The sequence below is a fragment of the Aldersonia sp. NBC_00410 genome (assembly GCF_026342035.1).
GTDB lineage: Bacteria > Actinomycetota > Actinomycetes > Mycobacteriales > Mycobacteriaceae > Aldersonia.
The window spans coordinates 570093-596804 of sequence record NZ_JAPENM010000003.1 but is presented as its reverse complement, the minus strand read 5'-3'; the positions used below and the strand labels follow the sequence as shown (position 1 = coordinate 596804).

The window sequence follows — 26712 nt, the reverse complement described above, 5'->3', positions numbered from 1 at the left end:
GCTCGCATTCTTGATGCAGTTTGTCTAGTGTGCTTGTTAGCCGGTGTGAACCATGACTGAGGGAGCTGCATGCGCGCGCGATTAGAAGACGTGGCAAAGCTCGCGAATGTCCATCCGGCGACGGCTTCGCGTGCGCTCAACGAACACAGCCGCAAACTGGTCAGCCAGGACACCCTGCACCGGGTCATGAGCGCCGCCGAACAACTCAACTACCTGCCCAACAGCATGGCCCGGAGCCTCGCCAGTGCTCGCAGTTTCACCATCGGCGTGATCGTCGGCGACCTGACCGTCCCGGTGTTCGCGCAGTTGCTTCGAGGCATCGACGATGTGGCCTTGGCGGCGGGGTACTCCACGCTCATCGTCGACACCAACAACAACCGCCAACGGGAGCTCACCCACCTCCGCAACCTCGAGGCGCGTCGGGTGGACGGACTCATCGTGACAACCTCGACCGTCGGTGACCCCGACGGCTCGGCACGCTTCACCAAAGTCGCGCCGATAGTGAATCTGCTTCGCGCATCCGAAGATCCGTCCGAACCCGAGGTGATCAGCAACGACGAACTCGGCATGCGCTTGATCATCGACCACCTTGTCGGACTGGGCCATTCACGCATCGCAACGATCGTCGGACCACCGACGATCAGCACCGCGCTTGCGCGCGTGCGCGGCTACCGGACGGCCATGCACGAACACGGACTCGCTGTCGACGACAACCTGATCACCACCATCGACCACATCGACGCTGAACACGGCCGGACCGCGACCGCGCAACTCGTCCAGAATACGAACTGCACGGCGATCATCGGATTCAACGACCTCGTCACCTTCGGCGTCCTGAAAGAACTCCGGGAGCGCGGTATCGACTGCCCCGACGAGATCAGCGTCGTCGGCTACAGCGATGTGCCCACCGCAGCTTTGGTCTACCCACCGTTGACTACCGTGGCGGTCGACCACTACGAGATGGGTGCGGAGGCAGCGCGAATGCTTCTGGACATTCTCGGCGACCCCGGCCGCCACGTGGCACGATCCGTGCAATTGCCAGTCGAACTAGTCGTCCGTGAGTCGACTTCCGCGGCACGGCCCGCGCAGTCGAAACGAGTTCGTCGCCGCGCAGGCGATTGATCTCGGCGTCGAGGTCGTCGACGACGAGGCCGATACGGTTGCGGCCGGCTTCGCTGCTTGTCGGTCGGGTGGCGCGAGCGCCCGAACTGGCCGGTCCGAACAGTAAGAGCTGCAACGAGCCACGGACCACACAGCGGACGACGGCGCGGTCATGACGTTCCGCTCGCTAACAGCGAGTCAGACACCAGGCCAGCGACCTATCGGCACCCAATCATCCGCGATCTGTCCGCCAATATACGGCGGATATTTCGCGGTTTCGACACCGAGTCGGCTCGATCAAGATCACAGAAATAGGGCTTGACCTGCATGAATAGTGGTGGCCAGGGCCGGGATCGAACCGGCGACCTTCCGCTTTTCAGGCGGACGCTCGTACCAACTGAGCTACCTGGCCAGCTCCGCGAAGCGACAAAATACTTCTGGCACCCATGTATTGGGTGCCAGTCGCATCGCTTGCGACCCTGACGGGACTCGAACCCGCGACCTCCGCCGTGACAGGGCGGCGCGCTAACCAACTGCGCCACAGGGCCTTGCTGTACTGCCTATTACTTCTCTACTGCGTCGTACTGCCACTGGTCTTGCAACCGTACCCCCTACGGGATTCGAACCCGCGCTACCGCCTTGAAAGGGCGGCGTCCTAGGCCGCTAGACGAAGGGGGCCCGCCGGATTACTCCGACCAGTTCCCCCCAACGGCTGTCCGTTGGGAGCGAGGATAGCTTAGGACAGACGTTCAACTATTCCCAAATCGCCTGGCCAGGCTCATAAACGATGCGTCAGCGGAGGTCTTCTTCGTGCGCAGAATCCTGCCATCCGCAGCGCTTGAAGTTCGCCCACCACTGCGGGGTCGCACTCGCTTCGACGATCATCTCGAGCGTCTCCTCGAAGAGCTCCCTGATGTCTTCGGGACGAGCGAGCAGATCGCTCATGTAGCGCTGGCCCGCCAACGCCGCTCCGAGCACTCGAGTGAATTTCGCCACATCCACGTCGGGCCGGAGGTCGCCGCGCTCCTTGGCGCGCTCGGCGAGGACATTGCCGACCTGCCCCCAGCCCGACGCCGCGCCCGACTGCACATCCGCATAGAAGTCCGGTTCCACAATGAGTCGGTACTCGGCCCGCAGCACAGCTTCGAGCTGGAAGCGCAGCCCGATCTCGTCCACGATGCCGTGCAGAATCTCGAGCGGTTCGAGATCGGTGCGAGCCAACCAGCGGTCGGTGGTCTGCTTGTAACGGATCATCGCGTCGCGCATCACCGCACGTGCCAGGTCTTCCTTCGAACCGAAGTGAAAGTACATCGCGCCTTTGGTGGCGTTCGACCGTTCGAGGATCTGATTGAGCGATGCAGCGGTGTATCCACTTCTCGCGAATTCGACCGCCGCCGATTCGACTATTGCCGCGCGCGTGCGCCGCGCGCGTTCCTGCTGCCCTGACATGGCCCCTCTTGCCTCTCATGGCCCCCGAGCATGGATTCTGTATCAGAATCGCGAAGTCGGCCACGCCGTGTGACATTCCGCGCTCCCTGCAGGACTCATGCGGGAACGGAATTGACTGGCGCGCAAGAACACACCGTTTGGTATGCTTCGCCAATCTCGGGTGCGCCTCAGGGGTGCGCACCCGAGATCCTTACTCTCTTCGAGTCGGCTTCGCTGCCCCATCGCAGGGGCGTCAGAGCCAGTCGCGCCGCCGGAACATGATGTACAGCCCACCGCCGAGCGCAAGGAGCAGCGCGGCGGAAAGCCAGAATCCGAACTTGTCGCCGTACCCCGGGAACGGGACGTTCTGCCCGAAGTAACCGGTGATTCCGGTGGGGATCGCGATGATCGCGGCCCAAGCGGTGAGCTTTTTCATGATCTCGTTGAGCGAGTTGCCCTGCATCGACAGGCTCGTTGCCAGGATCGACTCGATCGAGTCGCGCTGCCCGTCGATCCGCTCCGAGGCGCGGATCGCATGCTCGTACACATCCTGCAAATAGGTCTGTATCTCCGGCGCCGCCTGATGCGCACCGCCGCGCCCGATGACGGCGAGCACCTCCGAGGTGGGCAGCACGACCCGGGCCAGCGCCGCCACCGCCCGGCGCAGCGTGAAGGTGTTCACCTGCACCTCACGTCCGGGTCCCGAACCGTCGAGCAGGTCGTCCTCGACCGCGAGGATCTGCTCGTCGAGATCGTCGAGCGCATCGAGATAGCCCTCGACCATCTGGTCGAGGAGGGTGAACAGCAGGAACGGGACACCATGCCCGGCGAGCTCGGGGTTGTCGTCACATTCGTCGAGCACCTCGGCGATCGGGAAGCCGGGACCCGAACGAATCGTCACCAGCTCCCGCTCGAACAGCAGGACCGCGACGTCGGTGGTGGAAAGTCGCCGGGTCGCGGCGTCGAACGACGCGGCGCGCAGGTGCACGATGCGGTGGTCGGCGAACCGCATGAGCCGCGGCCGACCTCGATTGGACATGGCACTTTCGAGCGCAATGCGGTTCACCTCGACGTCACCGCCGATCGCCGGGGCGATCGCGGCGAACTCGGTCGGCGTCGGGGCCAGCAGATCGAGCCAGACCACGGCATCGGTGTCGCGGCGGTAGCGCTCGAGCTCGGCCACGGGCAGGTTCTCGGCGACGAGCGCGCCGTGCCGGTAGACCCGACTGTGCACGACGGCGCCGGCGTCGGGGTCTTTACCGGACGCTCCGGTCGTCACCGGATCCTGCGTCACCACACCCACTCCCTCCGTCGTCGGGTCGTTTCGCCATACCCGGCACCGTCGATCGTCACACGGACGGAGCCTCGCTCGGCGATTTCACAGCACACCGGGAGTCGGTGTCCCGAGCGCGAAATCGGCCGTTACACTCAAGCGTCCACGCCCCTATAGCTCAGTTGGTAGAGCTACGGACTTTTAATCCGCAGGTCCCAGGTTCGAGCCCTGGTGGGGGCACCAGCAAGCGCACGCGCCGCTATTCGGCGTCCTCTTCTTCGATGATCCGGGCAAGTTTGCGCGGCGCCACGAGGGTGTACGACGTCCTGATCCATTCCCGGATCTGCACCCACCGTTGCTCGGATGCGTTCGACGCGATCTTCAGATTGACCCAGCCGTGCCGGCCCAGTCCGTAGGCGGTCGGGTCGGCGTCCGACTCGGTGGCAACAACGGCCTCGGCTTCGGATTTGCCCAATTTGAACGACAGCGACGTGGCCGACCGATCGGCGAATACGAAGTTCTTTCCGCGCACCCGGAATGTCGGGTGACCGTCCCATGCCTCGACGTCGACGCGCTGCGCCTCGGGCAATTCGGCGGCGATTAGTTCGAGACGACTCATGTTGTCGCTCACCTGCGAAAATCCTCTCCAACCGGCGTGTGCGGAGGACCTGGGCGGCACCCTCTCGTACAATTGTTGGCCGTAACGCTTTAGGCGCACGAGCGATGTTGCCCGAGTGGCGCGGAATGCTCGAAGTACCCGCGGATGCGGATAAGGTCGCTTACTCGGAAACCTACTCTGACGTAGGCTGACCACGAGCCAGCCCATGTACGGACGAGAATTGGAAGATCGAGGGGCTTGATAAATGGTGCGAGATCTCACACAACTAGAGCTGCTCACCGAGCTGGCGCCGGTTGCGGAGGAGAACGTCAACCGGCACATCTCGATGGCAAAGGAATGGCACCCACACGACTACGTCCCGTGGGACGAGGGCCGCAACTTCGCGGCAATGGGTGGCGCTGACTGGGATCCGGAGCAGTCCCGGCTCAACGAGGTCGCCAAGGCCGCGATGATCACCAACCTGCTTACCGAGGACAACCTGCCGTCCTATCACCGCGAGATCGCGGAGAACTTCTCCCGCGACGGCGCGTGGGGTACCTGGGTCGGCCGCTGGACCGCCGAGGAGAACCGGCACGGCATCGTGATGCGTGACTACCTGGTGGTCACCCGCGGCGTCGATCCCGTCGCGCTCGAGCAGGCCCGCATGGAGCACATGACCAACGGCTTCGCCTCGCCCGCCGGCGTGGATGCGGCCTTCCTGCACTCCGTGGCGTACGTGACCTTCCAGGAACTCGCCACTCGCGTCAGCCACCGCAACACCGGCAAGGTCTGCGAGGACCCGATCGCGGATCGAATGTTGCAGCGCATCGCGGCCGACGAGAACCTGCACATGATCTTCTACCGCAACATGTGCGCAGCGGCGCTGGACCTGGTGCCCGACCAGGCCCTGGAGGCGATCGACCTGATCGTGGAGAATTTCCAGATGCCCGGCGCCGGGATGCCGAACTTCCGACGCAACGGTGTGCTGATGGCCAAGCACGGCATCTACGACTTGCGCCAGCACCTCGAAGAGGTCGTGATGCCGGTGCTGCGCAAGTGGCGGATCTTCGAGCGCGAGGACTTCACCGCCCGTGGCGAGCAGACCCGCGAGCGGCTGGGCAACTTCCTGGGCAAGCTTGAGAAGGACGTCATCAAGTTCGAGGAACAGCGCGACCGGATGCTGGCGCGCGAAGCCAAGAAGCGCGAGCAGCAGGCTTCCTGAGTTCATCGACGCGAGAGCCCCGCACAGTCATCATCGTGCGGGGCTCTCGCGTTGTCCGAGGCAACTGCCGCGACCACGTAAAATCTCCATCGTTATGACTCTTCGCATCGGCTCGCTCGAACTCGCCAGCCCCGTCGTCCTCGCGCCGATGGCCGGCGTCACCAACGTCGCGTTCCGCACTCTGTGTCGTGAACTCGAGGTCGCACGGGCCGGTAGCGTGTCCGGCCTGTACGTCTGCGAGATGGTCACCGCTCGCGCGCTCGTCGAGCGCCAGCCCGCGACGCTGCACATGACGACCTTCGCACCGGACGAGACACCGCGGTCGCTGCAGCTGTACACCGTGGACCCACAGACCACCTACGACGCGGCGAAGATGATCGTCGACGAAAACATGGCCGACCACATCGACATGAACTTCGGCTGCCCGGTCCCGAAGGTCACCCGCAAGGGCGGTGGGGCGGCGCTGCCGTACAAACGCACGCTGTTCGGCCAGATCGTCGGAGCCGCGGTGAAGGCGACCCAGGGCACGTCCGTCCCGGTGACGGTGAAGTTCCGCGTCGGGATCGACGACGAGCACCAGACCCACCTCGACGCCGGCCGGATCGCCGCCGGCGAAGGCGCCGCCGCCGTCGCGCTGCATGCGCGTACGGCCGCGCAGCGCTACTCCGGAACCGCGGATTGGTCGCAGATCGCCCGGCTGAAGGAACATGTGACGGATATCCCCGTACTCGGCAATGGGGACATCTTCGCCGCCGAGGACGCGGTGCGGATGATGCGCAAAACCGGGTGCGACGGGGTCGTCGTCGGCCGCGGTTGCCTGGGCCGACCTTGGCTGTTCGCCGAGCTCGCCGCGACCATGCGCGGCGAACCGGTGCCGACGCCGCCAAACCTCGGCGAGGTCAGCTGCATCATCCGTCGTCACGCCGAACTCCTCGCCGATCACCACGGCGAGGACAAAGGCATGCGTGAGCTGCGCAAACACGTCGCCTGGTACTTGCGCGGATTCCCCGCCGGATCGGATCTGCGCAGTGCCATGGCACTGGTGTCCACGCTCACCGAACTCGACGCATTGCTCGCGCAATTCGACCCGACCGTGCCGTTCCCGCCCGACGCTGAAGGACCACGTGGCCGGCAGGGTTCACCGGCGAAAGTCGCGCTGCCCGACGGCTGGCTCGACGACCCGGAGGACTGCCTCGTGCCCGCCGGTGCGCACCTCATGCATTCGGGCGGCTGAGCCGCAGACCGCACCTCTCCGGCGATTCCAAAATGGAGCGCCGAGTTGAAATCGTTATCATTGCTCCGGGCCCCTGGACCGCGGATACGCGTTCGATGGGGGGCAGGACGCGGATTCGGCGAGAGGCAAGGTTCCAACGGTGGGTGACGACAACCCCTCGCCCCCGTCGGGGCAGGACAGCCCCGCCCCTTGGGAGCGCTATTTCAACGAGTCCACCGCCGACGACACGACTACTCCCGTAGCGGGCAGTAGCGGATCCGACGACCACGGCCCACCGCCGGATCGCGAGGAACCGCCGGCCGAATCCCCTCGCGAACGTTTGCGCCGACGACTGCGGCCACCGCGCCGAGCCCGTGGCGGCGGTCCCTCCACCACCGAGCGTCTCTCGGTTGCCGAGATCGTCGAGAAGGTTGCCGAGGAGAGCGGCACCGTCGACGTTCGTCCCGGAGATCGCACGCACTCCTCGACTCCGCAGCATGCGGCCAACACCGCTACCCCCAGTGCGGCCGCCACCCACAGCGAGACCGCTGCCCAGTCCGAGGCAGCCAACGCAGCTGCCGATACGGTGCTGTTTCCGCAGTCCGCCGACCTCGCCTCCGCCGAGACCGAGCAGCTGCCCAGGCCGTCCGCACCGCCGCTCGCCCAGCCCCAGGTGGTCGGCGCTCCGGACGCCGCGGACCGGCCCCGACTGACCCGCCTGACCCTGAACCGGCAGCGCCGCCGTCGGCGTGCGACCGCGGCCGGCCGTGTCGTCATGGCGCTCGTGGCGATTGTGACGCTCACCGCCACCGGCATTGTCTGGGGCTATCTACGCTCCACGGACAACGGGTTCGAACAGGTCGCCGCGCTCGACGAACAGTCGGCCGACGTCGTCGATCCGATCGGTCAGACCGGTGACGAGACCTATCTGATTGTCGGCACCGACACCCGTGCCGGGGTGAACGCGGAAATCGGCGCCGGTACCACCGACGACGCCGCGGGCGCCCGCTCCGACACTGTCATGCTGGTCAACATCCCCGCGGATCGCAGCCGCGTGGTCGCGGTCTCGTTCCCGCGCGACCTCGACGTCAGCCGCCCGTCCTGCGAGGGCTGGGACAACGACACCGGTACCTACACCGGCGAGATGTACCCGTCCGCGGACAACGAGAAGCTGAACGGCACGTATGCGCTCGGCGGGCCGAAGTGTCTGGTGAAGGTGATCCAGAAGATCTCGGGCCTGAAGATCGGGCACTTCGTCGGCATGGACTTCTCCGGATTCGAGTCGATGGTGAACGAGGTCGGCGGCGTGCAGGTGTGCACCCAGACCCCACTGGAGGACGGCGAACTCGGCACCGTGCTACCGATCCCGGGCAACCAAACCGTGGACGGCAGGACGGCGCTGAACTATGTGCGGGCGCGGCACGTCGAGTCGGAGGGCAATGGCGACTACGGCCGGATCAAGCGTCAGCAGCGGTTCCTGTCGTCGTTGTTGCGTTCGGTGCTGTCGAACAAGGTGTTGCTCGATCCGGGCAAGCTCAACGGCTTCATCAACGCGTTCACCAGGGACACTTTCGTCGAGAAGGTCACCACCAAGGATCTGCTGATGCTCGGCAAGTCGTTGCGCAACGTCGATGCCGGCGCGGTCACCTTCCTCACCGTCCCGACCGGGGGCACCACCGACTGGGGCAACGAGATCCCCCGCACCGACGACATCCATGCGATTTTCACCGCGATCATCGACGACGAGCCGCTGCCCGGCGAGGAACGCGCACCCGCGGTGACATCGAGTACGACTTCGAGCTCGACCGCTTCGCCCACGCCCGAGCCGAAGCGGCTCGCGGTCGACCCGGAGTCGGTGTCGGTGCAGGTGTCGAACGGGTCTGGCGTCGCGGGTACCGCCACGACGGCGGCAAACGATCTCGGCTCGTACGGTTTCGGCATCTACAGCGTCGGCAACTATTCGTCCGGCACCCGCAGCACTACCCAGGTGTACTACTCGGCGGGACACGAAAGCGAAGCGGCCACGGTGGCCTCGGCGATTCCGGGTGCGGTTGCGGTGCCGAAGGCCGGCCTCGGCAGCATCGTCGAACTGGTGCTCGGTTCGGACTACTCCGGCACGACGATGGCACCGACCCCGGCCGGGGACGAACTGCCGTCCTCGACCACCCGATCTGCCACCTCGACGTCGGATGACTCGACGCCGACGACCACCCAGCTGCCGTCGGACTTGGACGTCACCAATGGCGCCGACGACAAATGTGCCTGATTTGCCCGGTAGTAGCCCACGATCGACGGCAGGGGTTCATTCGCTATTCATCCTGCCAAGGTGAAGAGCGTGACACCCATCGGTAAGCTGTCGTATCATGCGCGTCGCTTATAACGAGAACATGAGCCAGCTCGCGGCGGTGCTCGGCCAGATGGCCGACATCGCGGGCGTGGCCATGGACAAGGCCACACAGGCACTCCTCCAGGCCGATCTGTCTCTGGCCGAGCAGGTGATCACGGACTACGACGAGATCTCGGCACTCACCCAGCAGGCCGAGGAGCGCGCTTTCGCCCTGCTGGCCCTGCAGGCGCCGGTGGCGGGCGACCTGCGGGCGATCGTCAGTGGGATTCAGATCGTGGCGGACGTGGACCGAATGGGCGCGCTCGCGCTACACATCGCCAATATCGCCCGCAGGCGCCATCCGAACCATGTCCTGCCCGAAGAGGTGAACGGATACTTCGCCGAGATGGGTCGGATCGCGGTCGCCCTCGGCGCGGCGGCCAAGGAAGTCATCGAAACGCGCGACCCCGAGCGCGCCGCCCGCATCGCGGTCGAGGACGAGGCAATGGACGACCTGCACCGGCACCTGTTCACCGTGCTGATGGACCGGGAATGGCGCCACGGGGTAGCCAGCGCCGTCGACATCACCCTGCTGGGGCGGTTCTACGAGCGCTTCGCCGACCACGCCGTCGAGGTCGGTCGCCGAGTCATCTTCCTCGCCACCGGCGAATTGCCTTCCGAGGCCGACGAAGCGAAGGGCCTCACCCCGCGCTGACCGGTCCAGCCACCAGACACAAAAAAAGGCGCCCCGCATTCGCGGGGCGCCTTTTTTGTCGCTCGATCAGCCGAAGCGGCCGGAGATGTAATCCTCGGTCGCACGCTTGGACGGGTTGGAGAACATCTTCTCGGTGTCGTCGATCTCGATGAGCCGGCCCGGCTTACCGGTGGCCTCGAGATTGAAGAATCCGGTCTGGTCGCTGACCCGGGCCGCCTGCTGCATGTTGTGGGTGACGATGACGATCGTGTATTCCTTCTTGAGTTCCTGCATCAGGTCCTCGATCGCCAGCGTCGAGATCGGATCGAGCGCCGAGCACGGCTCGTCCATCAGCAGCACGTCCGGCGACACCGCAATGGCACGCGCGATGCACAGCCGCTGCTGCTGCCCACCGGACAGGCCACCACCTGGCTTGTCCAAGCGGTCCTTGACCTCGTTCCACAGGTTGGCGCCACGCAGCGAGCGCTCGGCGAGCTCGTCGAGCGTGCCCTTGTTCCGCACACCCTGCAGTTTCAAGCCGGCCACCACGTTGTCGCGAATCGACATGGTGGGGAAGGGATTCGGGCGCTGGAACACCATGCCGATGGTGCGCCGCACGCCGACCGGGTCGACGTTCGAGGCATAGATGTCCTCGCCGTCGAGCAGCACCGCACCCTCGGCACGCGCCCCCGGCGTCACCTCGTGCATGCGGTTGAGCGTGCGCAGCACCGTCGACTTACCGCAGCCGGACGGACCGATGAATGCGGTGATGCTGCGCGGGGGCACCGACAGCCCGACGTCGGCGACGGCGTGGAAATCGCCGTAGTAAATATTGACGTCCTTGAGATCGAGACGCTTTGCCATCAGTGCTCCAAAGAATGTGCGAGGTTGACGAAAGAAGTGGCTATCATTTGCGCACCGTGGAATAGTGCCCGATGACTTTCGCGATGATATTGAGAATTGCCATCAATAGAATCAATGTCAGCGCCGCTCCCCAGGTGCGGGCCTCACCGGCCGCGGTGGGGTTGTTCATCTCCGCCACCATCACACCCGGCAGCGTGCCCATCTCACCCGACATCATGTCGAAATTGATGAAGGGCGCGTACCCGACCAGGATCAGCAGCGGCGCGGTCTCACCGAGCACACGGGCGACGGCGAGCATGACGCCGGTGATGATGCCCGGCAGCGCGGTGGGCAGCACGATTCGGACGATCGTCTTCCACTTGGGCACACCCAACGCGTAGGACGCCTCCCGCAGATCCTGCGGCACGATCCGCAGCATCTCCTCGGTGCTGCGGATCACCACCGGCACCATGAGCAGCACCAGTGCGAGCGATACAGCGAAGGCGGACTTGGGGAATCCGAACGTCGCGATCCACAGCGCGTAGATGAACAGCGCCGCGACGATGGACGGCACGCCGGAGAGGATGTCCACCATGAACGTCGTGGTCCGCGCCATCCGTCCGCGCCGGCCGTACTCGACGAGGAAGATCGCGACGAAGATACCCAGCGGGATGGCAATGATCGAGCAGACCAGCCCCTGCAGGATGGTGCCGATCAGGGCGTGGTAGATGCCGCCGCCCTCGGCGGAGGCCGACATTCCGCTGAACGAGTTCGTGAACCAGGTCGGGCTCAGCAGCGACGGCAGGCCCTTCACGATCACGGTGCCGATCACCCAGATCAGCGGGATCAGCGCGATCACGACGGAGATGGTGATGAGTCCGGTCGCCAGCCAGTTCGACGTGCGCCGACGGCCGCCGACCCCCTGGAAGGTCGACCTCTTGATCGGTCGCTGAAGCTCGAGGTCGCTCGTGGTCATCCGTCCGCCTTCCGCGACACCACGGCCCGCGCGGAAGCGTTGACCAGGAACGTGAGCAGGAACAGCACCAGACCAGCCGCGATGTAGGCACCGGCCTGGATGTCGTTGTTGAACTCGGCGTAACCGAGCGCGATCTTCGACGCGATCGTCGAGCCACCGTCGAACAGCGACCAGCTGAACGCCTGCGAGGTGGTGCGCAGGATCATGTAGAGCGCCATCGTCTCGCCGAGCGCGCGGCCGAGGCCGAGCATCGAGCCGCTGATATAGCCGGATCGACCGAACGGCAGCACCGTCATTTTCATGACTTCCCACCTGGTCGCACCGAGCGCGAGCGCCGCCTCGATATGGAAGACCGGAGTCTGCGAAAACACCTCGCGGGACACGGCGGTGATGATCGGCAGGATCATCACGGCGAGCACGATGCCGGCGGTGAAGATTGTGCCGCCGCCGGCGACCGAACTCGACCCGTCGGCGAAGAACGGGATCCAGGAGAGGTTCTCGTTGAGCCACACCGCGAACGGGGCGATCGCCGGCGCGAAAACGAGGAGACCCCACAGGCCGTAGACGATCGACGGCACCGCGGCGAGCAGGTCGATGGTGTACGCGAGCGGTCTGCGCACCCGGGCCGGCGCGTAGTGGCTCAGGTACAGCGCGATGCCGAGCGACACCGGCATGGCAAGCAGGAGCGCGAACGCCGAGACGAACACGGTGACCTGGAACAGGTCCAGCACACCGAAGGCCATCTCGTTGATATTGGTGGTGTTCCACTCACGGCTGGTGAGGAAGCTCACCTGGTTGCGCTGCAGCGCCGGGATCGCCCGCCAGATCAGGAACACGCCGATCGCAGCGATGATCGCGGTGATCAGCGCTGCCGATCCGGTCGCGAGCCCGCTGAAGATCCGATCGCCCGGCCGGACTACCCGCCCCGAGGTCTTTGTCGCGATCGTGGCCCCCTTGGGTTCGCGGCCGGGTGAGTCGGGTGCCCCATGGGCGCCGCCTCCGCCCTCGTCGGAGGCGGCGCTCGAGGACACCCGCTTGGATGGCGCGTCAGTCATGCGCTCACGGTTCCTGTCGTTGGTAAATGGTATGGCGAGAATGCGGAACGGGCACGGTCAGTCGCCGCATTCCGCACCCTCATCGTGACCTACTGGCCGAGCGACGAAATGGAGGCGTTGACCGTCTCCTTGAACGAATCCGGCAGCGGCACGTAGCCGAGGCTCTCGAGATCCTGTTGTCCCTCGTTCGCCGCGCTGGTCAGGAACGACTGCACTGCGGCGGTGGTCGCCTCGTCGTAGCCCTTCGAGCAGACGATCTCGTAGGTCGCCAGGATCAGCGGGTAGGCACCGGCCTCGGTCGTGGCGTAGGTGGTCTTCAGGTCGAGCGCGAGATCCTTGCTCCCCGGGGTCTTGAACGGGGTCTTCTCGATCGCCTTGCTCGCGGTCTCGGTGGACACCTCGACCGGTCCGCTACCGGTGTCGATCTGGGCGGAGTCCAGCTTGTTCTGGTCGGCGAAGGACTTCTCGACGTAGGTGATCGAACCCGGGGTCGTGGCCACCCCCTGCGCGACACCGGCCGAGCCCTTGGCGCCCTGTCCAATACCGCCCTTGAAGTCGGAGCCGGCGCCCGTTGTCCAAGCGCCATTCGAGGCCGCCGTCAGGTACTGCTGGAAGTTGTCGGTGGTACCCGAGGAGTCGGACCGGAAGAACACCACGATGTCGGTGTCCGGCAGGGTGGTGCCGCTGTTCAGCGCAGCGATGGCCGGGTCGTTCCACTTCTTGATCGTGCCGTTGAAGATCTTCGCAGCGACGTCACCGTTGAGCACCAGATTGTCGACGCCGTCGATGTTGTAGGCCAGCGACACCGGTCCGAAGACGAGCGGCAGGTTCCACGCGTCATTGCCGGCGCAGCGCTGCTTCGCGGCCGCGGCCTGATCGTCCTTGATCGCCGAGTCGGAACCCGCGAAGTCGATCTGGTTGGCGATGAACTGAGTGCGGCCGTCACCGGAACCGCTCGGGTTATACGCGACGTTGACCGTCTTGCCCTTGCCGCTGCACACCGCGATGTAGACGGAGGTGAACGCGTCCATCGCGTTCTTCTGCGCGGAGGATCCGGCGCCGGACAGTTTGTCCTTGCCTTCGCACGTCGCCGTCGAGCTCGACGTGTCCGATGTGTTCGACGCGCTGTTGTTGTCACTGCCACAGCCTGCAAGCGCGATCGCGCTGAGCGCGATCGCGCCGATGAGGGCGCCGCTGCGCTGGAATTTCACCGATGTCCTCCGAATTGTCTCTTACTCGTTGGCTCGCCTGGCAAATTGTCGAGCCCCGGATATTCGACCCACGACCGAATACCGGGCGGCGTCGCCGCCCAGGTCAAGGTATGGGGGCTCGGTGGACGAATAGCCCCTTAGTGGTGAACGCGAAATGAACAAACCTGGCCGGTCTGTCCAATCAGACTGGGCGGTCCGCCGCAGCGTTTATAACCGCATCGCTCGGCGCGGCGTATGCCATGTCGACGGCGTGGCGGACGAACCCGAGCCGGTCGTAGGTGTGCAGCGCGGCGAGGTTGTCGCCTTCGGTGTAGAGCAGCACCGTCGTGAGCCCACGCACCCGAAGATGGTGCAGGCCGGCGAGCGTGAGCAGGCGGCCGAGCCCCCTGCCCTGAGCGGCCGGGTCGATGCCGACCACGTACACCTCGCCGAGCGGCTCCGCACCGGTGTGCACCTTTGTCCAGTGAAAACCGAGCATCGAACCGGGCGTGCCCTGCTCGGCAGCGGGGTCCTCGGCGATGAACAGGCCGAGCGGGTCGAACCAGGACTCGGCCCGGCGCGCGGCCACGTCCGCCTCGGTCCAGCCGCCCTGTTCGGGATGCCAGTCGAAAGCGGCATTGTTGACCCGCAGCAACTCGGCATCGTCGGCCGGTCCGGCGTAGGTGCGCAGCCGCACACCCTCGGGGATGACGAGTTCGGGCAGTTCGCCGGCGGATTCGGTGCGGCGCAGTTGTAGCAGCTCACGGACGGGCGCGAGGCCGAGCTTGGCGGCCACCCGGCGGGCCGGGGGCAGGTCGCCATGAGCCCAGACACGGACTCCCGCTTCATCACCCGCATCCAGTGCCGCTGCGACGAGTTCGGTTCCGATGCCGCGTCCGCGCAGGTCCGGATGCACGGCGGCCTCGATCATCGCCGGATGCTCGCCGTGACCTGGAACAAAATTCGCGTACCCGGCGACACGGTCATCGACCAGGTGCACCAAATGCCGGGAGCCGGACCCGCCGGTGAGCGAAAGCACGACGGCCTCGGATACCGGCGCGACACCGTCGATTGCCGTCGCGTTCTCGATCAGACCGGTGATGTCCGCGGCGTCGGCAGTGGACAGCGCTTCGAACCAATCCACGCTCAGCCGGCCGTCCCGTTCGCATGGGACAGTTCGACGCCGTCGTCGTCCGTGTTCAGGTGCGCCGCGCCGGCCGAGCCGCCGTCCAGCGAATCCACCCCGTCGGCGTCCTCGCCCTCGAAAACGGGGGCGGGCGCGTCGACCTTGGCGCTGCGGCTCGGCCGCACGGCCTTGTAGCCCACGTTGCGGACCGTGCCGATCAGTGACTCGTACTCCGTGCCGAGCTTGGCGCGCAACCGCCGTACGTGCACGTCCACCGTGCGGGTGCCGCCGAAGAAGTCGTAGCCCCACACCTCCTGCAGCAGCTGCGCTCGGGTGAACACCCGGCCTGCGTGCTGGGCGAGGTATTTCAGCAGCTCGAATTCCTTGTAGGTGAGGTCGAGCGGCTTGCCGCGCAACCGCGCGGTGTAGGTGCCCTCGTCGATGACCAGCTCGCCGAGGGTGATCTTGCCGGTGTTCTCCGCGGCCGCCATGCCGCCGCTGCGGGCCACCAGCAGCCGCAACCGCGCATCGATCTCGGCAGGTCCGGTGCCGGGCAGCAGGATGTCGTCGACACCCCAGTCCGCATTCACTGCGACCAAGCCACCTTCGGTCAGCACCGCCACCACTGGCACAGCCGAACCGGTACTCCCGAGCAGACGACACAGGCCACGCGCGGCGGCAAGGTCGGTGCGGGCATCCACCAACGCCACGTCCGCGGCACCGGCCTCGAGCAGGGACGAGACCTCGCTCGGTGCCGGACGAACGTTGTGCGCCAGCAGGGTTAGGGAGGGCAGTACAGAATCAGGATTCGGGTCCGAAGTCAGCAGGAGCAGCTCCATGGCCTCTCCCATCTCGCCAGGTACGGCGCATCTGGTGGTGCGAGGCGCCACGCGCTTTCGCACGCCTCACATCGTCGTTACCGTGCGACGGCGGACAGGTAACACGTACTTACGCCCACAGATTAGCGTGCTACCCGCCGTCACACGCTGATCGGATGGGTGTCGTCACATAGATCGGATACACCGGGTCACGGGGCGACCCGGTAAGAATGGACGGCGTGCGCAGACTCGTCATCGCCCTCTTATGCCTCGCCGGCGTGGCGGTGATCGTCGATTTCGGCGCCGCGGCGTACGCCGAATACCGAGTATCGCGTGCGCTGCGGATCGGCGCAGACCTGTCCGCCGACCCGTCGGTGATCTTCCACGGTTTCCCGTTTCTCACCCAGGCCGCCCGGGGTGACTATCGCGACGTGGAGATCCGCGCGCAGGGGCGCAGGCCGGACGCCACCGGCGAGACCGTCGTCGAGGCATCGCTGGAGGGTGTCTCGATTCCGCCGCGCAGCCTCATCGACGGGGACGTCCGCGCGGTCCCGGTAGAGCGCCTGTCCGGCCGGATCCGGATCGAGGCCACCGAACTGGGGCAGCTCCTCGGCATCCCCGACCTGCAAATCTCCGCACCACCGGCGGATAAGTCGGACGGCACCGGCGGGTCGGGAGGCTCGGGTCGGACCACCAACGGTGCGACCGTATTGACCGGGACGGTGCCGGTGAACGGCGTGCCGACCCGGATCAGCGTGCGCGCCGACCTGGTCATCGATGGCAACCAGGTTCGGTTGGTGGCCGGCGACTATTACTACGGGCCCGACGACGATCGATCCGACCGGCTCGGCCTCGAAGTGGCCCGCCCGGCGGTGCTGCAACAATTCAGCCGGATACTGGACACCAGGCAGCTGCCGTTCGGTGTCGTGCCGACCAGGGTCGCCGCCGAGGGCTCGCAGATCGTCATCGAAGGCACCGGCGAACACATCACCATCGATTTGGACCAATTGCAGAAGCCATGACCGAACTGATCATTCTCCTCGTCGTACTCGTCGCGGCGCTCGCCGTCGGACTGTTCGTGCGCGCTCGCGCCGGGAAGGTCCGCGATGTGCGGCCGGACGGTGCGGCGCCCGCGCGCCGTGCCGAACTGCTTACGGAGGTCGGCGTCGCTCCCGGCGTCCCGACCGTGCTGCACTTCTCCGCCGACTGGTGCGGGCCGTGCGCCGCGGTGCGCCGGGTCGTCGGTAGCGCGATCGCGGACCTGTCGACTTCGGCGTCCCCGCCCGTCGAGGTCGAACTCGATATCGACCGCCACCCGGTGATCGCCAAGGAACTCGGCGTGCTGTCGCTGCCGACCACCTTCATCTTCGACGCGGACCTCACCGAGCGGTTCCGCATCTCGGGTGTCCCGGCCGCGAACGACCTGCGCTCCGCATTGGCCCCGCTGACCGTCTGAATCGACCACCCAAAAGCCTGTCGGCGTTACCGAGTTACAGCTCTGAGCTGGGCAAACAACACCGATAGTTATCTTCGCCGCATTTTTCGGTAGACTGCCCGACGTGCAACCCATCGAGCTCATGCTCACCCGACGCCGCACAGTGGATCTGTGCCGGCTCGGTGGTTGTTGTTGCCTCTGCCGCTGATCGCCTCGGCGTTCGATTCGGATCGCGCTCGCTGATTCCGAAGTTCACGAATGCGTCGGCGATTCGATGCGCGTCCTTCCGACGCAGTCCCCGGCCCATAGCCCATCCGCGCAGGAGCATCCACGTGTCCGTCACCTCAAACACCGACACCACCGTGTCGACCGAACAGGTCGATGTCCGCGGTCCACGGTTCGCGGCCTGGCTCACCACCGCCGTGCTCGTCGCCGTGCTGGTGACCGCAGCTTTCGCGCCGCCCGTCGCCGTGATCTTGCTCGCGATCCAGACCGTGGTGTTCGCCCTCGGCGCCTTCCTCGGCCCGCGCCGCAGCCCGTACGGCCGGATCTTCGCGACGGTCGTCGCACCGCGGATCGGCCCCGCGACCGAGCGCGAGCCGATCGCGCCACTGAAATTTGCCCAGCTCGTCGGCTTCGGCTTCGCCGCCGCCGGCCTGATCGCTTTCCTCGCCGGGGCGCCGACCGTCGGCGTGATTTTCGCCGGGTTCGCGTTGTTCGCCGCGTTCCTCAATGCCGCGTTCGGCATCTGCCTCGGCTGCCAGATCTACCCGCTCGTCGCGCGGTTCCGGACCCCCGCAACCGCGTAATAACTCGACAAACCCGCTATACCGCAGGAAAACACGAAAGGAACACCAATGGCTCGCTCCGACGTCCTGGTCTCCGCAGACTGGGCCGAGCAGAACCTGACCGCGCCGAAGACAGTTTTCGTCGAGGTCGACGAGGACACTTCGGCCTACGACGGCGGCCACATCGAGGGCGCCATCAAGCTCGATTGGAAGAAGGACCTGCAGGACCAGGTTCGCCGCGACTTCGTCGACCGTGAGCAGTTCTCCGACCTGCTGTCCTCGCGCGGCATCGCGAACGACGACACCGTCGTCCTCTACGGCGGCAACAACAACTGGTTCGCCGCGTACGCGTACTGGTACTTCAAGCTCTACGGCCACACCGATGTGAAGCTGCTCGACGGCGGCCGCAAGAAGTGGGAGCTCGACGGCCGCCCGCTGTCGCGCGACACTGTCAGCCGCCCGACCACGCAGTACAAGGCGTCCGAGCCCGACCTCTCGATCCGCGCCTTCCGCGACGAGGCGGTCGACGCCATCGGCAACAAGAACCTCGTCGACGTGCGTTCGCCCGATGAGTTCAGTGGCAAGATTCTCGCTCCGGCCCACCTGCCGCAGGAGCAGAGCCAGCGTCCCGGCCACATCCCGGGCGCCCTCAACGTGCCGTGGAGCAAGGCCGCGAACGAGGACGGCACGTTCAAGTCGGACGACGACTTGGCGAAGATCTACGCCGAGGCGGGGCTCGATGGCAGCAAGGACACCATCGCCTACTGCCGGATCGGCGAGCGTTCCTCGCACACCTGGTTCGTGCTGCAGGAACTGCTCGGCCACAAGAATGTCAAGAACTACGACGGCAGCTGGACCGAATACGGCTCGCTCGTCGGTGTACCGATCGAACTGGGAGAATAAGAAATGTGCGCAGCACCCACGCAGGGCCAGGCCATTCCGGCCGGCGTCGACGTCGAGAAGGAAACTGTCATCACCGGCCGCGTGCTGGCCGGTGACGGACAGCCGGTGGGCGGCGCGTTCGTACGCCTCCTGGACGGCAGCGGCGAGTTCACCGCCGAGGTAGTCGCCTCGGGTACCGGTGATTTCCGCTTCTTCGCCGCTCCGGGCGATTGGACCGTGCGGGCCCTGTCCTCCTCGGGCAACGGCACCGCCGAGATCCGGCCGGACGCGAACGGCATTCACAACATCGACGTGACCGTCGGCGTCTGATCTTTCGCAGTACCGCGAACGGGCGGCTGAGCAGAAGCACTTCGCTTCTGTGCAGCCGCCCGTTCTGCGTTACTCCGCTCAGGGGTGGGCGGGTACCGGTTCGTCGGCAGTCTTCGACGAGATCGCGAGGTCGGCCAGCCAGTTGACAATGTTGTCGGCATCGCTCGCGTTCGAGCCGACGGCGAACCAATACAACATGTGCTGCGCGAAGCCGAGGAAGATGTAGGGCTGGATGAGCAGCTCGAAGAAGTCCGCGTTGTCATCGACGAATCCGGCGCCCTCGGCGAGGAGCTTTTGCCGCACGATTGGCGCGCCCTTCCCGGTGGCCCAGTCGTAGAGCCCGGCGAGCTGCGCCGGCGTGGCCCGCGGGTCGGGCGCATCGGGATCGAGCACCTGCTCGGTGCGGTCCGCCTCGCGCCGCGCGATGTCGAGCAACGTCTCCTCCGAGTTCGCCCACCGTTGCGGGTCGCGCACGATGTGTTCCAGCGTCCGGCCGACGATGCCGCCGAGCACAGCATCGGTGTCGGTGAACGTCTGCAGCGGGTCGAGCACGGTGAAATGGATCTGACCGAGCACGTTGAGTAGCAGGTCGAGAACAGCGATCCGTTGCGGGGCATCGCACGCGATGTCCCAACGTCGGCATGCGGACACGATCTTGTCGGTCAATTCGCCGTAGTCGGCCCGTTCCGACGACATGAACCCGCCGCCGGGTGGCACCTTCCCGTCGTAGGAGGGCGTCCCGGCCGGCCGGTACGGATCGCCGACGAGCACCACACCGAGGACGTCGTCCGGGCTCACCGTCGCGGCCTCGGCGCGCGTACCGATCTCGCGGGAGACGCGTTCCATCACCTCGGCACCGACGCTGTAGCCGAGCAGCACGAACGACGTGGCAGACCCGCATTTGCGTTTCGTCTGCCCGAGTAGTTGGTGGGTCTTGGCCACGCCGAGCGCTGTCGACTCCTGGTATGTCGGGACTTCGTTCAGGCTCAGTCCGTAGGTCGACGGGTACGGGACGTAGAGCCACCCGATCGTGTCGGGCTCAGCGGCGAAGCGCTCGCCCGCCGGGTCGGTGATATTGCCCACCCAGTTGGACCATGCCCGGCGCTGCTCCTCCGCCATCGGGTCGCGATCGACAGTGGAGTCCGTTGCGCCGGACACCGCGATGATCATCACCTCGGGACAGTCGTTCGCGTAGTTGTCCGGATGCGGTTGGGCTGCGGCGGGCACCGCGAAAAGGGTTGCTGCCAGCACTGACACTGCTGCGCATCCAGCGGCTCGAAGGGCCGTGAGCGCCAAAGTTGCCTCCCGGGTAACTTAGCGATTCGGAGGATCGTAACTTCTGACACACCGGCTAGTCACTATGGCGCACATTACTTGCAAGTAATCGCCGCGGGCACTCTCACCCGATCCGGGCCACTGCGCGAGAATCGCTTCCGGGGCGCGGCTAGAATCTCCGCGTGGTCATATTTTTCGAGGTGCTGCTCGGTCTCGTTTCCTTGTTGATCCTGTGGTTCGCCGTCTACGTCGTATACCGACTGGTCACCGACGAGTCGTGACCGAGGAATCGGCACCGGCTCCGGACGACGTCACGGTCGCGGGTTCCACCAGCGACCCCGTCGCGGGCGCCGCCGAGCGGGCGAAGGCGACCGGTGGTCGTAACCTGCCGGTGCTGCCCGACCTCCCGCTACCCGAGGACACCGCGAACCTGCGGCTCGGACCGGACCTGCACCCCGGACTGCTGGCGTTGCTGCCGATGGTCGGCGTCTGGCGCGGCGAGGGCGAGGGCAACAACCCCGGCACCGGGGATTACCGCTTCGGCCAGCAGATCATCGTCGCGCACGACGGCGGCAGCTACCTGACCTGGGAGTCACGCTCCTGGGTGCTCGACGGCGACGGCGACTACCTCGGTCCCGACCTGCGCGAGAACGGTTTCTGGCGGGTCTCGACCGGCCCCGAGAACGCCGAAATTCTCGAACTGCTGCTGACGCACAGTTCCGGTGTGGTGGAGCTGTTCTACGGTCGCGCGCTCACTCAGTCCTCCTGGGAACTGGCCACCGACGTGGTGATCCGCAGCCAGTCCGCCGCGGTGGTCGGTGGCGCGAAGCGGCTCTACGGCATCGTCGAGGGCGGCGATCTGGCCTACGTCGAGGAGCGTGTCGTCGCGGATGGCCCACTCGAGCCGCGGCTGTCCGCGCGGCTGCAGCGCTACATCGGCTGACCCTCCGGCGCGCGATCGCATAGTTCTTCCGGCCGGCGGGGCACTTTCCGTGGGAACAACTATGCAGTCGGCGTGAGGGGTCTTGATGATTGACGTGATCATTGCCGGTGCGGGTCCGACCGGCTTGATGCTGGGTGCCGAGTTGCGGCTGCAGGGCGTGCAGGCCGTCGTGCTGGAGAAGGCGACGGAGCCGACCCCGGTGGTCCGCTCGCTGGGACTGCACGCGCGCAGCATCGAGGTGATGGACCAGCGTGGTCTGCTGGAGCGCTTCCTCGCGCTCGGGACCCAGTACCCGGTCGGTGGGTTCTTCGCCGCGATTCCCAAGCCGCCGCCCAAGCATCTCGACACCGCACACGCGTACGTGCTCGGCATCCGACAGACGATCACCGACCGCCTGTTGGCTGAGCATGCCGTCGAGGTCGGCGTCGAGATCAGGCGCGGAGGCGAACTGGTCGGGCTGCGCCAGGACGACGACGGGGTGACCGTGGAGGTGGGGAACGGCGAACAGTTGCGCTCGCGCTACCTCGTCGGCTGCGACGGCGGCCGGAGCACGGTGCGCAAGTTGCTCGGTGTCGGATTCCCGGGCGAGCCGAGCCGGGTCGAGACGCTGATCGGCGAGATGGAACTGACCGCGTCGCCGGAGCAGCTGAGTGCCGTCACCGCCGAAGTCAACAAGACCGGCGAGCGGCGGTTCGGTGCCATGCCGTTCGGCGACGGCGTGTTCCGCGTCGTCGTGCCGGCTGCGGGGGTGTCCGGCGACCGTACGGTCGCGCCGACGCTCGACGAGTTCAAGGAGCAGTTGGTGGCGATCAGCGGCACCGACTTCGGCGTGCACTCGCCGCGCTGGCTGTCCCGCTTCGGGGACGCCACCCGGCTGGCCGAGCAGTACCGGGTCGGCCGGGTGCTGCTGGCCGGCGACGCTGCGCACATCCATCCGCCGACCGGTGGGCAGGGACTCAACCTCGGCATCCAGGACGCGTTCAATCTCGGCTGGAAGTTGGCCGCCGCGATCAACGGCTGGGCGCCGGACGGCTTGCTGGACAGCTACGCCACAGAACGCCGACCCGTGGCTGCCGATGTGCTGGACAACACCCGCGCGCAGATGCAGCTGATGTCGCTCGATCCGGGCGCCCAGGCCGTACGCCGGCTGCTGTCGGAGCTGATGGATTTCGAGGACGTCAGCCGGTACCTGACCGAGAAGATCATCGCGATCGGGATCCGGTACGACTTCGGCGCTGGGGACGAGCTTGTCGGCCGGCGGCTTCGGGACGTGAAGCTGAACGAGCACGGGCGCCTGTACGAGCTGATGCGCGGCGGTCGCGGGCTGCTGCTCGACCGGACCGGGCGGCTTTCGGTGGCCGGCTGGGCCGACCGGGTCGACCATGTCGTCGATTCGAGCGAGGAACTCGATGCGCCGGCGGTATTGCTTCGGCCGGACGGTCACGTGGCGTGGGTCGGCGCTGACCAGCAGGATCTGGTCGACCACCTGCCCACCTGGTTCGGCGCTGGCACCGGCTGACTGCGCCAAGGATCCGCCACCGACATGGGACGACCCCCGAGCCGTACCGGATCACGCGGACGGGCCGTCCTGTTTTACACGGACGGGCCATCCTGGATCAGGTCCCGGTCTGGACCGACCGGGGGCTCGGGGGTCGGGTAGCTGCCTGGGATTCGCCGGCCGCGTCGCGCGGTGAGTGAATCCTTCCGTCAGCAGATGCGGCTAGCGGGCAGCCACCTCACGTGTCCAATAGCTATCCAACTTCAGACCACCTCCTTCCTCGTGTAATCACGAAAATACGTCGCAATTACGACCTCGGCAACGCATTTTCTCGACCGAGGCGCACGAGTTCGATCACCCGGTCCGCGCGGGTGTGCTCGGGCAGGCGATGTGCCACCACAATGACCGTGCGCTCGGGCGTGACGAGCCCCGACGCGCGGTCGAGCAGCTGGTGCAGCAACCGCGCCCCGGCATCCACGTCCAGGTTCTCGGTCGGCTCGTCGAGCAACAACACCCGCGCGGGCGAGACGAGCGCGCGGGCAAGCAAAATCCGGCGGCGTTGCCCCGACGACACCGCCCGCTCGCCCCCGCGCAGCACCGTCTCGACACCATCGTCGAGCCCGTCCAGCCAGGCGCCGAGACCGACCGAACGCAGCGCAGCGACGGCGCCCGCGGTGTCCAGATCGCCGCGCGCGACGCGCAGGTTCTCCAGCACGGACGTGTCGAACAGATGCCCGTCCTCGGCGAAGAACGTCACGTCGCGGCGGAGTTTGCGCGCATCGAGTTCGGCGACCGCGGCACCACCGAGGTGCACCGAACCGGTGACCGGCGGGATGAGCCCGGCCAGCGTCATCAGCAGCGTGGTCTTGCCGACGCCGCTACGCCCGACGATGGCAATCCGCGCGCCGGGCTCGGCAGTCAGATCGACAGGGTCGGTGGGCCGCGAATCGGGCCACCCGCAGCGCAATTGCCGCGCCACCAGCGGGCCGTCGGGTACCGGCGCGCCCGCCGCCACGGGCACTCCCGCCGCGGCCCGGTCCAGCAGCGCCATGATCCGCCGGGCCGCAACCCGCGCCCGGGACAGTGCGACCGCGGCCGCGGGCAGCGCGCCGACGGCTTCGAACGCGGACAGCGGCAGCAGGACGAGGATCGCGAGCGCCATCGGCGTCATTCCACCTGGGCTGCCGCCGTCCGGGCCGTAGGCGACGATCCCGATCAGCAGCGCGCCGAGCACGCTCGCCCCCATCGCGAGCGGTGTGGCAGCGGCCGCGAACGCCCCACCTGCGGCGGCCCGGTCGGACTGACGCGCTGCGGTGGTCGCCGCACCCTCGGCCGCATCCAGCACCCCGTCGAGCCGACCTGCGACGCGAAGCTCGGCGGCATGATCGAGCGCGGTGACGGCATGTCCGGCGTACTCACCGGTCGCCGTCATGCTCGCCCGCTCCGCGGCACGAGCGGCCCGCGCACCGAGATTCGGCGCAAGTATCCCGGCCACGACCAGCGCCGCGGCGAGCACCGCAGCGGCGGGCAACGAGATGGTGGCGATCAGGCCGACCGCGGCGATGCCGAGCAGGATGGCGACAGCCATCGGCACGAGGGCACGCACGACCACCTCGCCCAGCGTTTCAACGTCCGCGCCGACGCGAGTGAGCAGCTCCCCGCGGCGAACGCCGGTCACCGCCGCCGGGTCACCGTCTGCGAGCCTTCGGTAGAGCTGAGCTCGCGCCGCGGTGGTGCCACGGAACGCCGCATCGTGGGTGGCGAGCCGCTCCAGATACCGGAACACGCCGCGCGAAATGCCGAGCGCACGCACCGACACGACGGCCACCGACAGGTCCAGCACCGGTGGCATCTGCCAGGCGCGGACAATCAGCCACGCGGCCAGCGCGGCGAGCGCAAGCGCGCTGCCAAGTGCCGCGACACCGCCGGCGATGGCGAGCGCGATGCGTCGCGGGTCGAGTTCGAGCAACGCGAGCGCACGGCGCAGATCACTCGCCATCGGCGCGCCATCCCACCGCGGCTCGGCCGTGCACCCCGATGACGGCGTCGGCTGCGGTCAGCGTGCGCTCGTCGTGCGCGACGAGCACGACGGTCGCGCCGGCGTGCGCCCGCGCCTGCAACGCGGCCAGCACCCGCGCCGCACTCACCGCGTCGAGGTGCGCGGTCGGCTCGTCGAGCAGCAGTACCGGTTTGTTCGCGACGAGCACCCGGGTCAACGCGAGGCGCTGCCGCTGACCGAGCGAAAGGCCGATCCCGCCGGTACCGAGCCGAGTCGCCCAGCCCTGCGGCAGGTCCGCCAGCACTGCATCGAAACCGGTTGCCGTACAGCATGATTCCAGATCGCCGTCGCGGCTGCCCAGCAACTCCACATTTTCGCGCACCGTCCCGGCGAGCAGCACCGGCCGGGCCGGGAGCCACGCAACGTGGCGGCACCACCACTGCGCATCCAGGGCCGCAAGGTCGGTACCATCCACGCTCACCCGGCCGGTGTCGGGCTCGACCAGGCCCAGGATTGCCAGCAACGCAGTCGATTTGCCCGCACCGTTGGGACCGGTCAGCACCGTGACTCGGCCCGGTGCCAGCACGGCATCCAACGATTCGGGTGCCCAACCGTCGCGCGACCGGATACCGATACCGCGCAGTTCGATTCGCCCCTCGAGCCGTGCCGGGATCGCGCCACCGTGCGCCTTCGCGGCGTGCTCCGGCTCGTCGAGCACCTCGAATGCCGCTCGAGCGGCGGCCATCCCATCCTCGGCGGCGTGGAACCGCTCCCCGACCGCCCGCAACGGTTGATATACCTCCGGTGCCAGGATGAGCGCCGCGATCCCCGCCTGCAGCGCCATCTCCCCGTACACCAGCCGTAGGCCGATGCTGACCGCGACGAGCGCGACGCACAGCGTCGCGAGCAGTTCGAGCACCATCGAGGACAGGAACGCGATGCGCAGCGCGGACATCGCTGTGCGCCGGTGCGCGTCACCGAGTTCGGTGACCCGTTCGCGCGGTCCCTGCTCACGGCCGAGGGCACGCAGGGTCGGCAGGCCGGTGAGCAGATCGAGCAGCTGCGCGGTGAGGGTGCTCATCGACGCGAGGGTGGCGTCCGCCTTGCCGCGGGTGAGCAACCCGATCAGCACCATGAAGACCGGAATGAGCGGCAGCGTGACCGCGACGATCGCGGCCGAGACGACATCCTGGGTGAGGATGGCGACCAACACCGTCGGCGGTACGATCACCGAAAGCATCAGCGCCGGAAGATAACCCGCAAGGTAGGGGAGCAGGTCCGCGAGTCCCTTCGTCAGCAGAGTCGCCCAATCACCCTTGGCGGAGTCGACGTCGCGCGGGTTGCGCCGCGCCGCCGCGGTGAGCACGCGGGACTGCAACTCGGCGATCGTGCGTGCCGCGGCCCGATCACCGAACCGCGCCTGCGCGCCTGCCGCCACCACCCGCACCGCCACGGCGATCGTGAGAATGACGAGTTCGGTTCGCCATATACCGATCTCGCGCTTGGCCGGGTCGGTGATCACACCGGCCAGTATGTCGGCGATCAGCAAAGCTGCGGCGATCACCGCAATGCACGTCACCACCGACAGTGCCACGGTGACCGCGAGATACCACTGCATGGACGGTGCGTAGCGCCACAGTCGCGGGTCGACCGGCGCCCGACGGGCGCGTTGCCGAACACGATTGTCGGTCTGACCGCT

At 66.8% G+C, this 26712-nt stretch carries 24 protein-coding genes, 4 tRNA genes and 1 pseudogene; 13 read left to right on the top strand and 16 right to left on the bottom strand.

Features of this window, described 5'->3' with window-relative positions:
• The first annotated feature begins 69 nt into the window (after positions 1-69).
• Positions 70-1122: a LacI family DNA-binding transcriptional regulator gene (locus tag OG921_RS09820; RefSeq protein WP_266112197.1), complete on the top strand. Its 1053-nt coding sequence runs from the start codon at positions 70-72 to the stop codon at positions 1120-1122.
• Here the strand turns inward: OG921_RS09820 and OG921_RS09815 are convergent.
• The 6 genes and pseudogenes from OG921_RS09815 to OG921_RS09790 form a co-directional block, all read right to left on the bottom strand.
• Positions 1109-1252 (bottom strand): annotated as a pseudogene (locus tag OG921_RS09815) (VOC family protein); the annotation flags it as partial. The gene OG921_RS09820 and the pseudogene OG921_RS09815 overlap by 14 nt on opposite strands.
• Positions 1253-1436: 184 nt before the next feature.
• A tRNA-Phe gene (locus tag OG921_RS09810) sits at positions 1437-1513 on the bottom strand.
• A gap of 62 nt (positions 1514-1575) precedes the next feature.
• Positions 1576-1649: transfer RNA gene (locus OG921_RS09805), tRNA-Asp, on the bottom strand.
• Between the two features lie 57 nt (positions 1650-1706).
• Positions 1707-1779: transfer RNA gene (locus OG921_RS09800), tRNA-Glu, on the bottom strand.
• 114 nt (positions 1780-1893) lie between these two features.
• Positions 1894-2550 (bottom strand): TetR/AcrR family transcriptional regulator, encoded by a 657-nt coding sequence (locus OG921_RS09795; protein ID WP_266112196.1) that lies wholly within the window; start codon positions 2548-2550, stop codon positions 1894-1896.
• A 232-nt stretch (positions 2551-2782) separates the two neighbouring features.
• Entirely contained in the window at positions 2783-3826 is a 1044-nt protein-coding gene (locus OG921_RS09790; RefSeq protein WP_266112195.1) for a magnesium transporter CorA family protein, read from the bottom strand.
• Between the two features lie 143 nt (positions 3827-3969).
• On the opposite strand from OG921_RS09790, the gene OG921_RS09785 reads away from it, so the two are divergent.
• A tRNA-Lys gene (locus OG921_RS09785) sits at positions 3970-4045 on the top strand.
• Positions 4046-4061: 16 nt separating this feature from the next.
• Here the strand turns inward: OG921_RS09785 and OG921_RS09780 are convergent.
• Positions 4062-4433, bottom strand: a complete 372-nt coding sequence (locus OG921_RS09780; RefSeq protein ID WP_266112194.1) for an MmcQ/YjbR family DNA-binding protein — start codon at positions 4431-4433, stop codon at positions 4062-4064.
• A gap of 232 nt (positions 4434-4665) precedes the next feature.
• Here OG921_RS09780 and OG921_RS09775 point away from each other — a divergent pair, with 232 nt between their 5' ends.
• The 4 genes from OG921_RS09775 to phoU all read left to right on the top strand — a co-directional run bounded on the left by OG921_RS09775 (position 4666) and on the right by phoU (position 9876).
• Positions 4666-5622 (top strand): acyl-ACP desaturase, encoded by a 957-nt coding sequence (locus OG921_RS09775; RefSeq protein WP_266112193.1) that lies wholly within the window; start codon positions 4666-4668, stop codon positions 5620-5622.
• A 94-nt stretch (positions 5623-5716) separates the two neighbouring features.
• Positions 5717-6856, top strand: a complete 1140-nt coding sequence (gene dusB / locus OG921_RS09770) for a tRNA dihydrouridine synthase DusB (RefSeq protein WP_266112192.1) — start codon at positions 5717-5719, stop codon at positions 6854-6856.
• Between the two features lie 139 nt (positions 6857-6995).
• Positions 6996-9101, top strand: coding sequence for an LCP family protein (locus tag OG921_RS09765; RefSeq protein ID WP_266112191.1), 2106 nt, complete (start codon positions 6996-6998; stop codon positions 9099-9101).
• Between the two features lie 97 nt (positions 9102-9198).
• A complete protein-coding gene (gene phoU, locus OG921_RS09760) occupies positions 9199-9876 on the top strand; it encodes a phosphate signaling complex protein PhoU (protein WP_266112190.1) in 678 nt (225 codons plus the stop codon).
• 66 nt (positions 9877-9942) lie between these two features.
• Here the strand turns inward: phoU and pstB are convergent, their stop codons facing one another.
• The 6 genes from pstB to OG921_RS09730 form a co-directional block, all read right to left on the bottom strand.
• Positions 9943-10719, bottom strand: a complete 777-nt coding sequence (gene pstB, locus OG921_RS09755) for a phosphate ABC transporter ATP-binding protein PstB (RefSeq protein ID WP_266112189.1) — start codon at positions 10717-10719, stop codon at positions 9943-9945.
• Positions 10720-10762: 43 nt separating this feature from the next.
• On the bottom strand, positions 10763-11674 hold the full coding sequence (gene pstA, locus OG921_RS09750; RefSeq protein WP_266112188.1) for a phosphate ABC transporter permease PstA: 912 nt from the start codon (positions 11672-11674) through the stop codon (positions 10763-10765).
• Entirely contained in the window at positions 11671-12729 is a 1059-nt protein-coding gene (gene pstC / locus OG921_RS09745; RefSeq protein WP_266112187.1) for a phosphate ABC transporter permease subunit PstC, read from the bottom strand. Before pstC ends, pstA begins: the two co-directional genes overlap by 4 nt.
• Before the next feature lie 89 nt (positions 12730-12818).
• Entirely contained in the window at positions 12819-13940 is a 1122-nt protein-coding gene (gene pstS / locus OG921_RS09740; RefSeq protein WP_266112186.1) for a phosphate ABC transporter substrate-binding protein PstS, read from the bottom strand.
• Between the two features lie 181 nt (positions 13941-14121).
• On the bottom strand, positions 14122-15063 hold the full coding sequence (gene mshD / locus OG921_RS09735) for a mycothiol synthase (protein WP_266112185.1): 942 nt from the start codon (positions 15061-15063) through the stop codon (positions 14122-14124).
• A 2-nt stretch (positions 15064-15065) separates the two neighbouring features.
• Positions 15066-15884 carry a response regulator transcription factor gene (locus tag OG921_RS09730; protein WP_266112184.1) on the bottom strand — a complete coding sequence of 273 codons (819 nt, stop codon included), beginning with the start codon at positions 15882-15884 and terminating at the stop codon, positions 15066-15068.
• Between the two features lie 218 nt (positions 15885-16102).
• On the opposite strand from OG921_RS09730, the gene OG921_RS09725 reads away from it, so the two are divergent.
• From OG921_RS09725 to OG921_RS09705, 5 genes are all read left to right on the top strand, one after another.
• The gene (locus OG921_RS09725; RefSeq protein WP_266112183.1) at positions 16103-16885 is read left to right on the top strand and encodes an LmeA family phospholipid-binding protein; all 783 of its coding nucleotides are present in this window, start codon (positions 16103-16105) and stop codon (positions 16883-16885) included.
• Positions 16882-17319: a thioredoxin family protein gene (locus OG921_RS09720; protein WP_266112182.1), complete on the top strand. Its 438-nt coding sequence runs from the start codon at positions 16882-16884 to the stop codon at positions 17317-17319. The genes OG921_RS09725 and OG921_RS09720 overlap by 4 nt, the downstream gene beginning before the upstream one ends.
• A gap of 311 nt (positions 17320-17630) precedes the next feature.
• On the top strand, positions 17631-18107 hold the full coding sequence (locus tag OG921_RS09715) for a DUF4395 domain-containing protein (protein WP_266112181.1): 477 nt from the start codon (positions 17631-17633) through the stop codon (positions 18105-18107).
• Between the two features lie 48 nt (positions 18108-18155).
• Entirely contained in the window at positions 18156-18989 is an 834-nt protein-coding gene (locus OG921_RS09710) for a sulfurtransferase (protein ID WP_266112180.1), read from the top strand.
• Between the two features lie 3 nt (positions 18990-18992).
• Positions 18993-19298, top strand: coding sequence for a DUF1416 domain-containing protein (locus OG921_RS09705; protein WP_266112179.1), 306 nt, complete (start codon positions 18993-18995; stop codon positions 19296-19298).
• A 78-nt stretch (positions 19299-19376) separates the two neighbouring features.
• Here the strand turns inward: OG921_RS09705 and OG921_RS09700 are convergent, their stop codons facing one another.
• Complete coding sequence (locus OG921_RS09700; RefSeq protein WP_266112178.1) at positions 19377-20525, bottom strand: cutinase family protein; 1149 nt, start codon at positions 20523-20525, stop codon at positions 19377-19379.
• A gap of 325 nt (positions 20526-20850) precedes the next feature.
• On the opposite strand from OG921_RS09700, the gene OG921_RS09695 reads away from it, so the two are divergent.
• Together OG921_RS09695 and rox are read left to right on the top strand one after the other, a co-directional pair.
• Positions 20851-21516: an FABP family protein gene (locus OG921_RS09695; protein WP_266112177.1), complete on the top strand. Its 666-nt coding sequence runs from the start codon at positions 20851-20853 to the stop codon at positions 21514-21516.
• A gap of 85 nt (positions 21517-21601) precedes the next feature.
• Positions 21602-23035: a rifampin monooxygenase gene (rox, locus tag OG921_RS09690; protein WP_266112176.1), complete on the top strand. Its 1434-nt coding sequence runs from the start codon at positions 21602-21604 to the stop codon at positions 23033-23035.
• Positions 23036-23321: 286 nt separating this feature from the next.
• On the opposite strand, the gene cydC is transcribed toward rox, so the two are convergent.
• Complete coding sequence (gene cydC, locus OG921_RS09685; RefSeq protein WP_266112175.1) at positions 23322-25013, bottom strand: thiol reductant ABC exporter subunit CydC; 1692 nt, start codon at positions 25011-25013, stop codon at positions 23322-23324.
• Positions 25003-26631, bottom strand: coding sequence for a thiol reductant ABC exporter subunit CydD (gene cydD / locus OG921_RS09680; protein WP_266112174.1), 1629 nt, complete (start codon positions 26629-26631; stop codon positions 25003-25005). The genes cydC and cydD overlap by 11 nt, the downstream gene beginning before the upstream one ends.
• Positions 26632-26712: the final 81 nt, after the last annotated feature.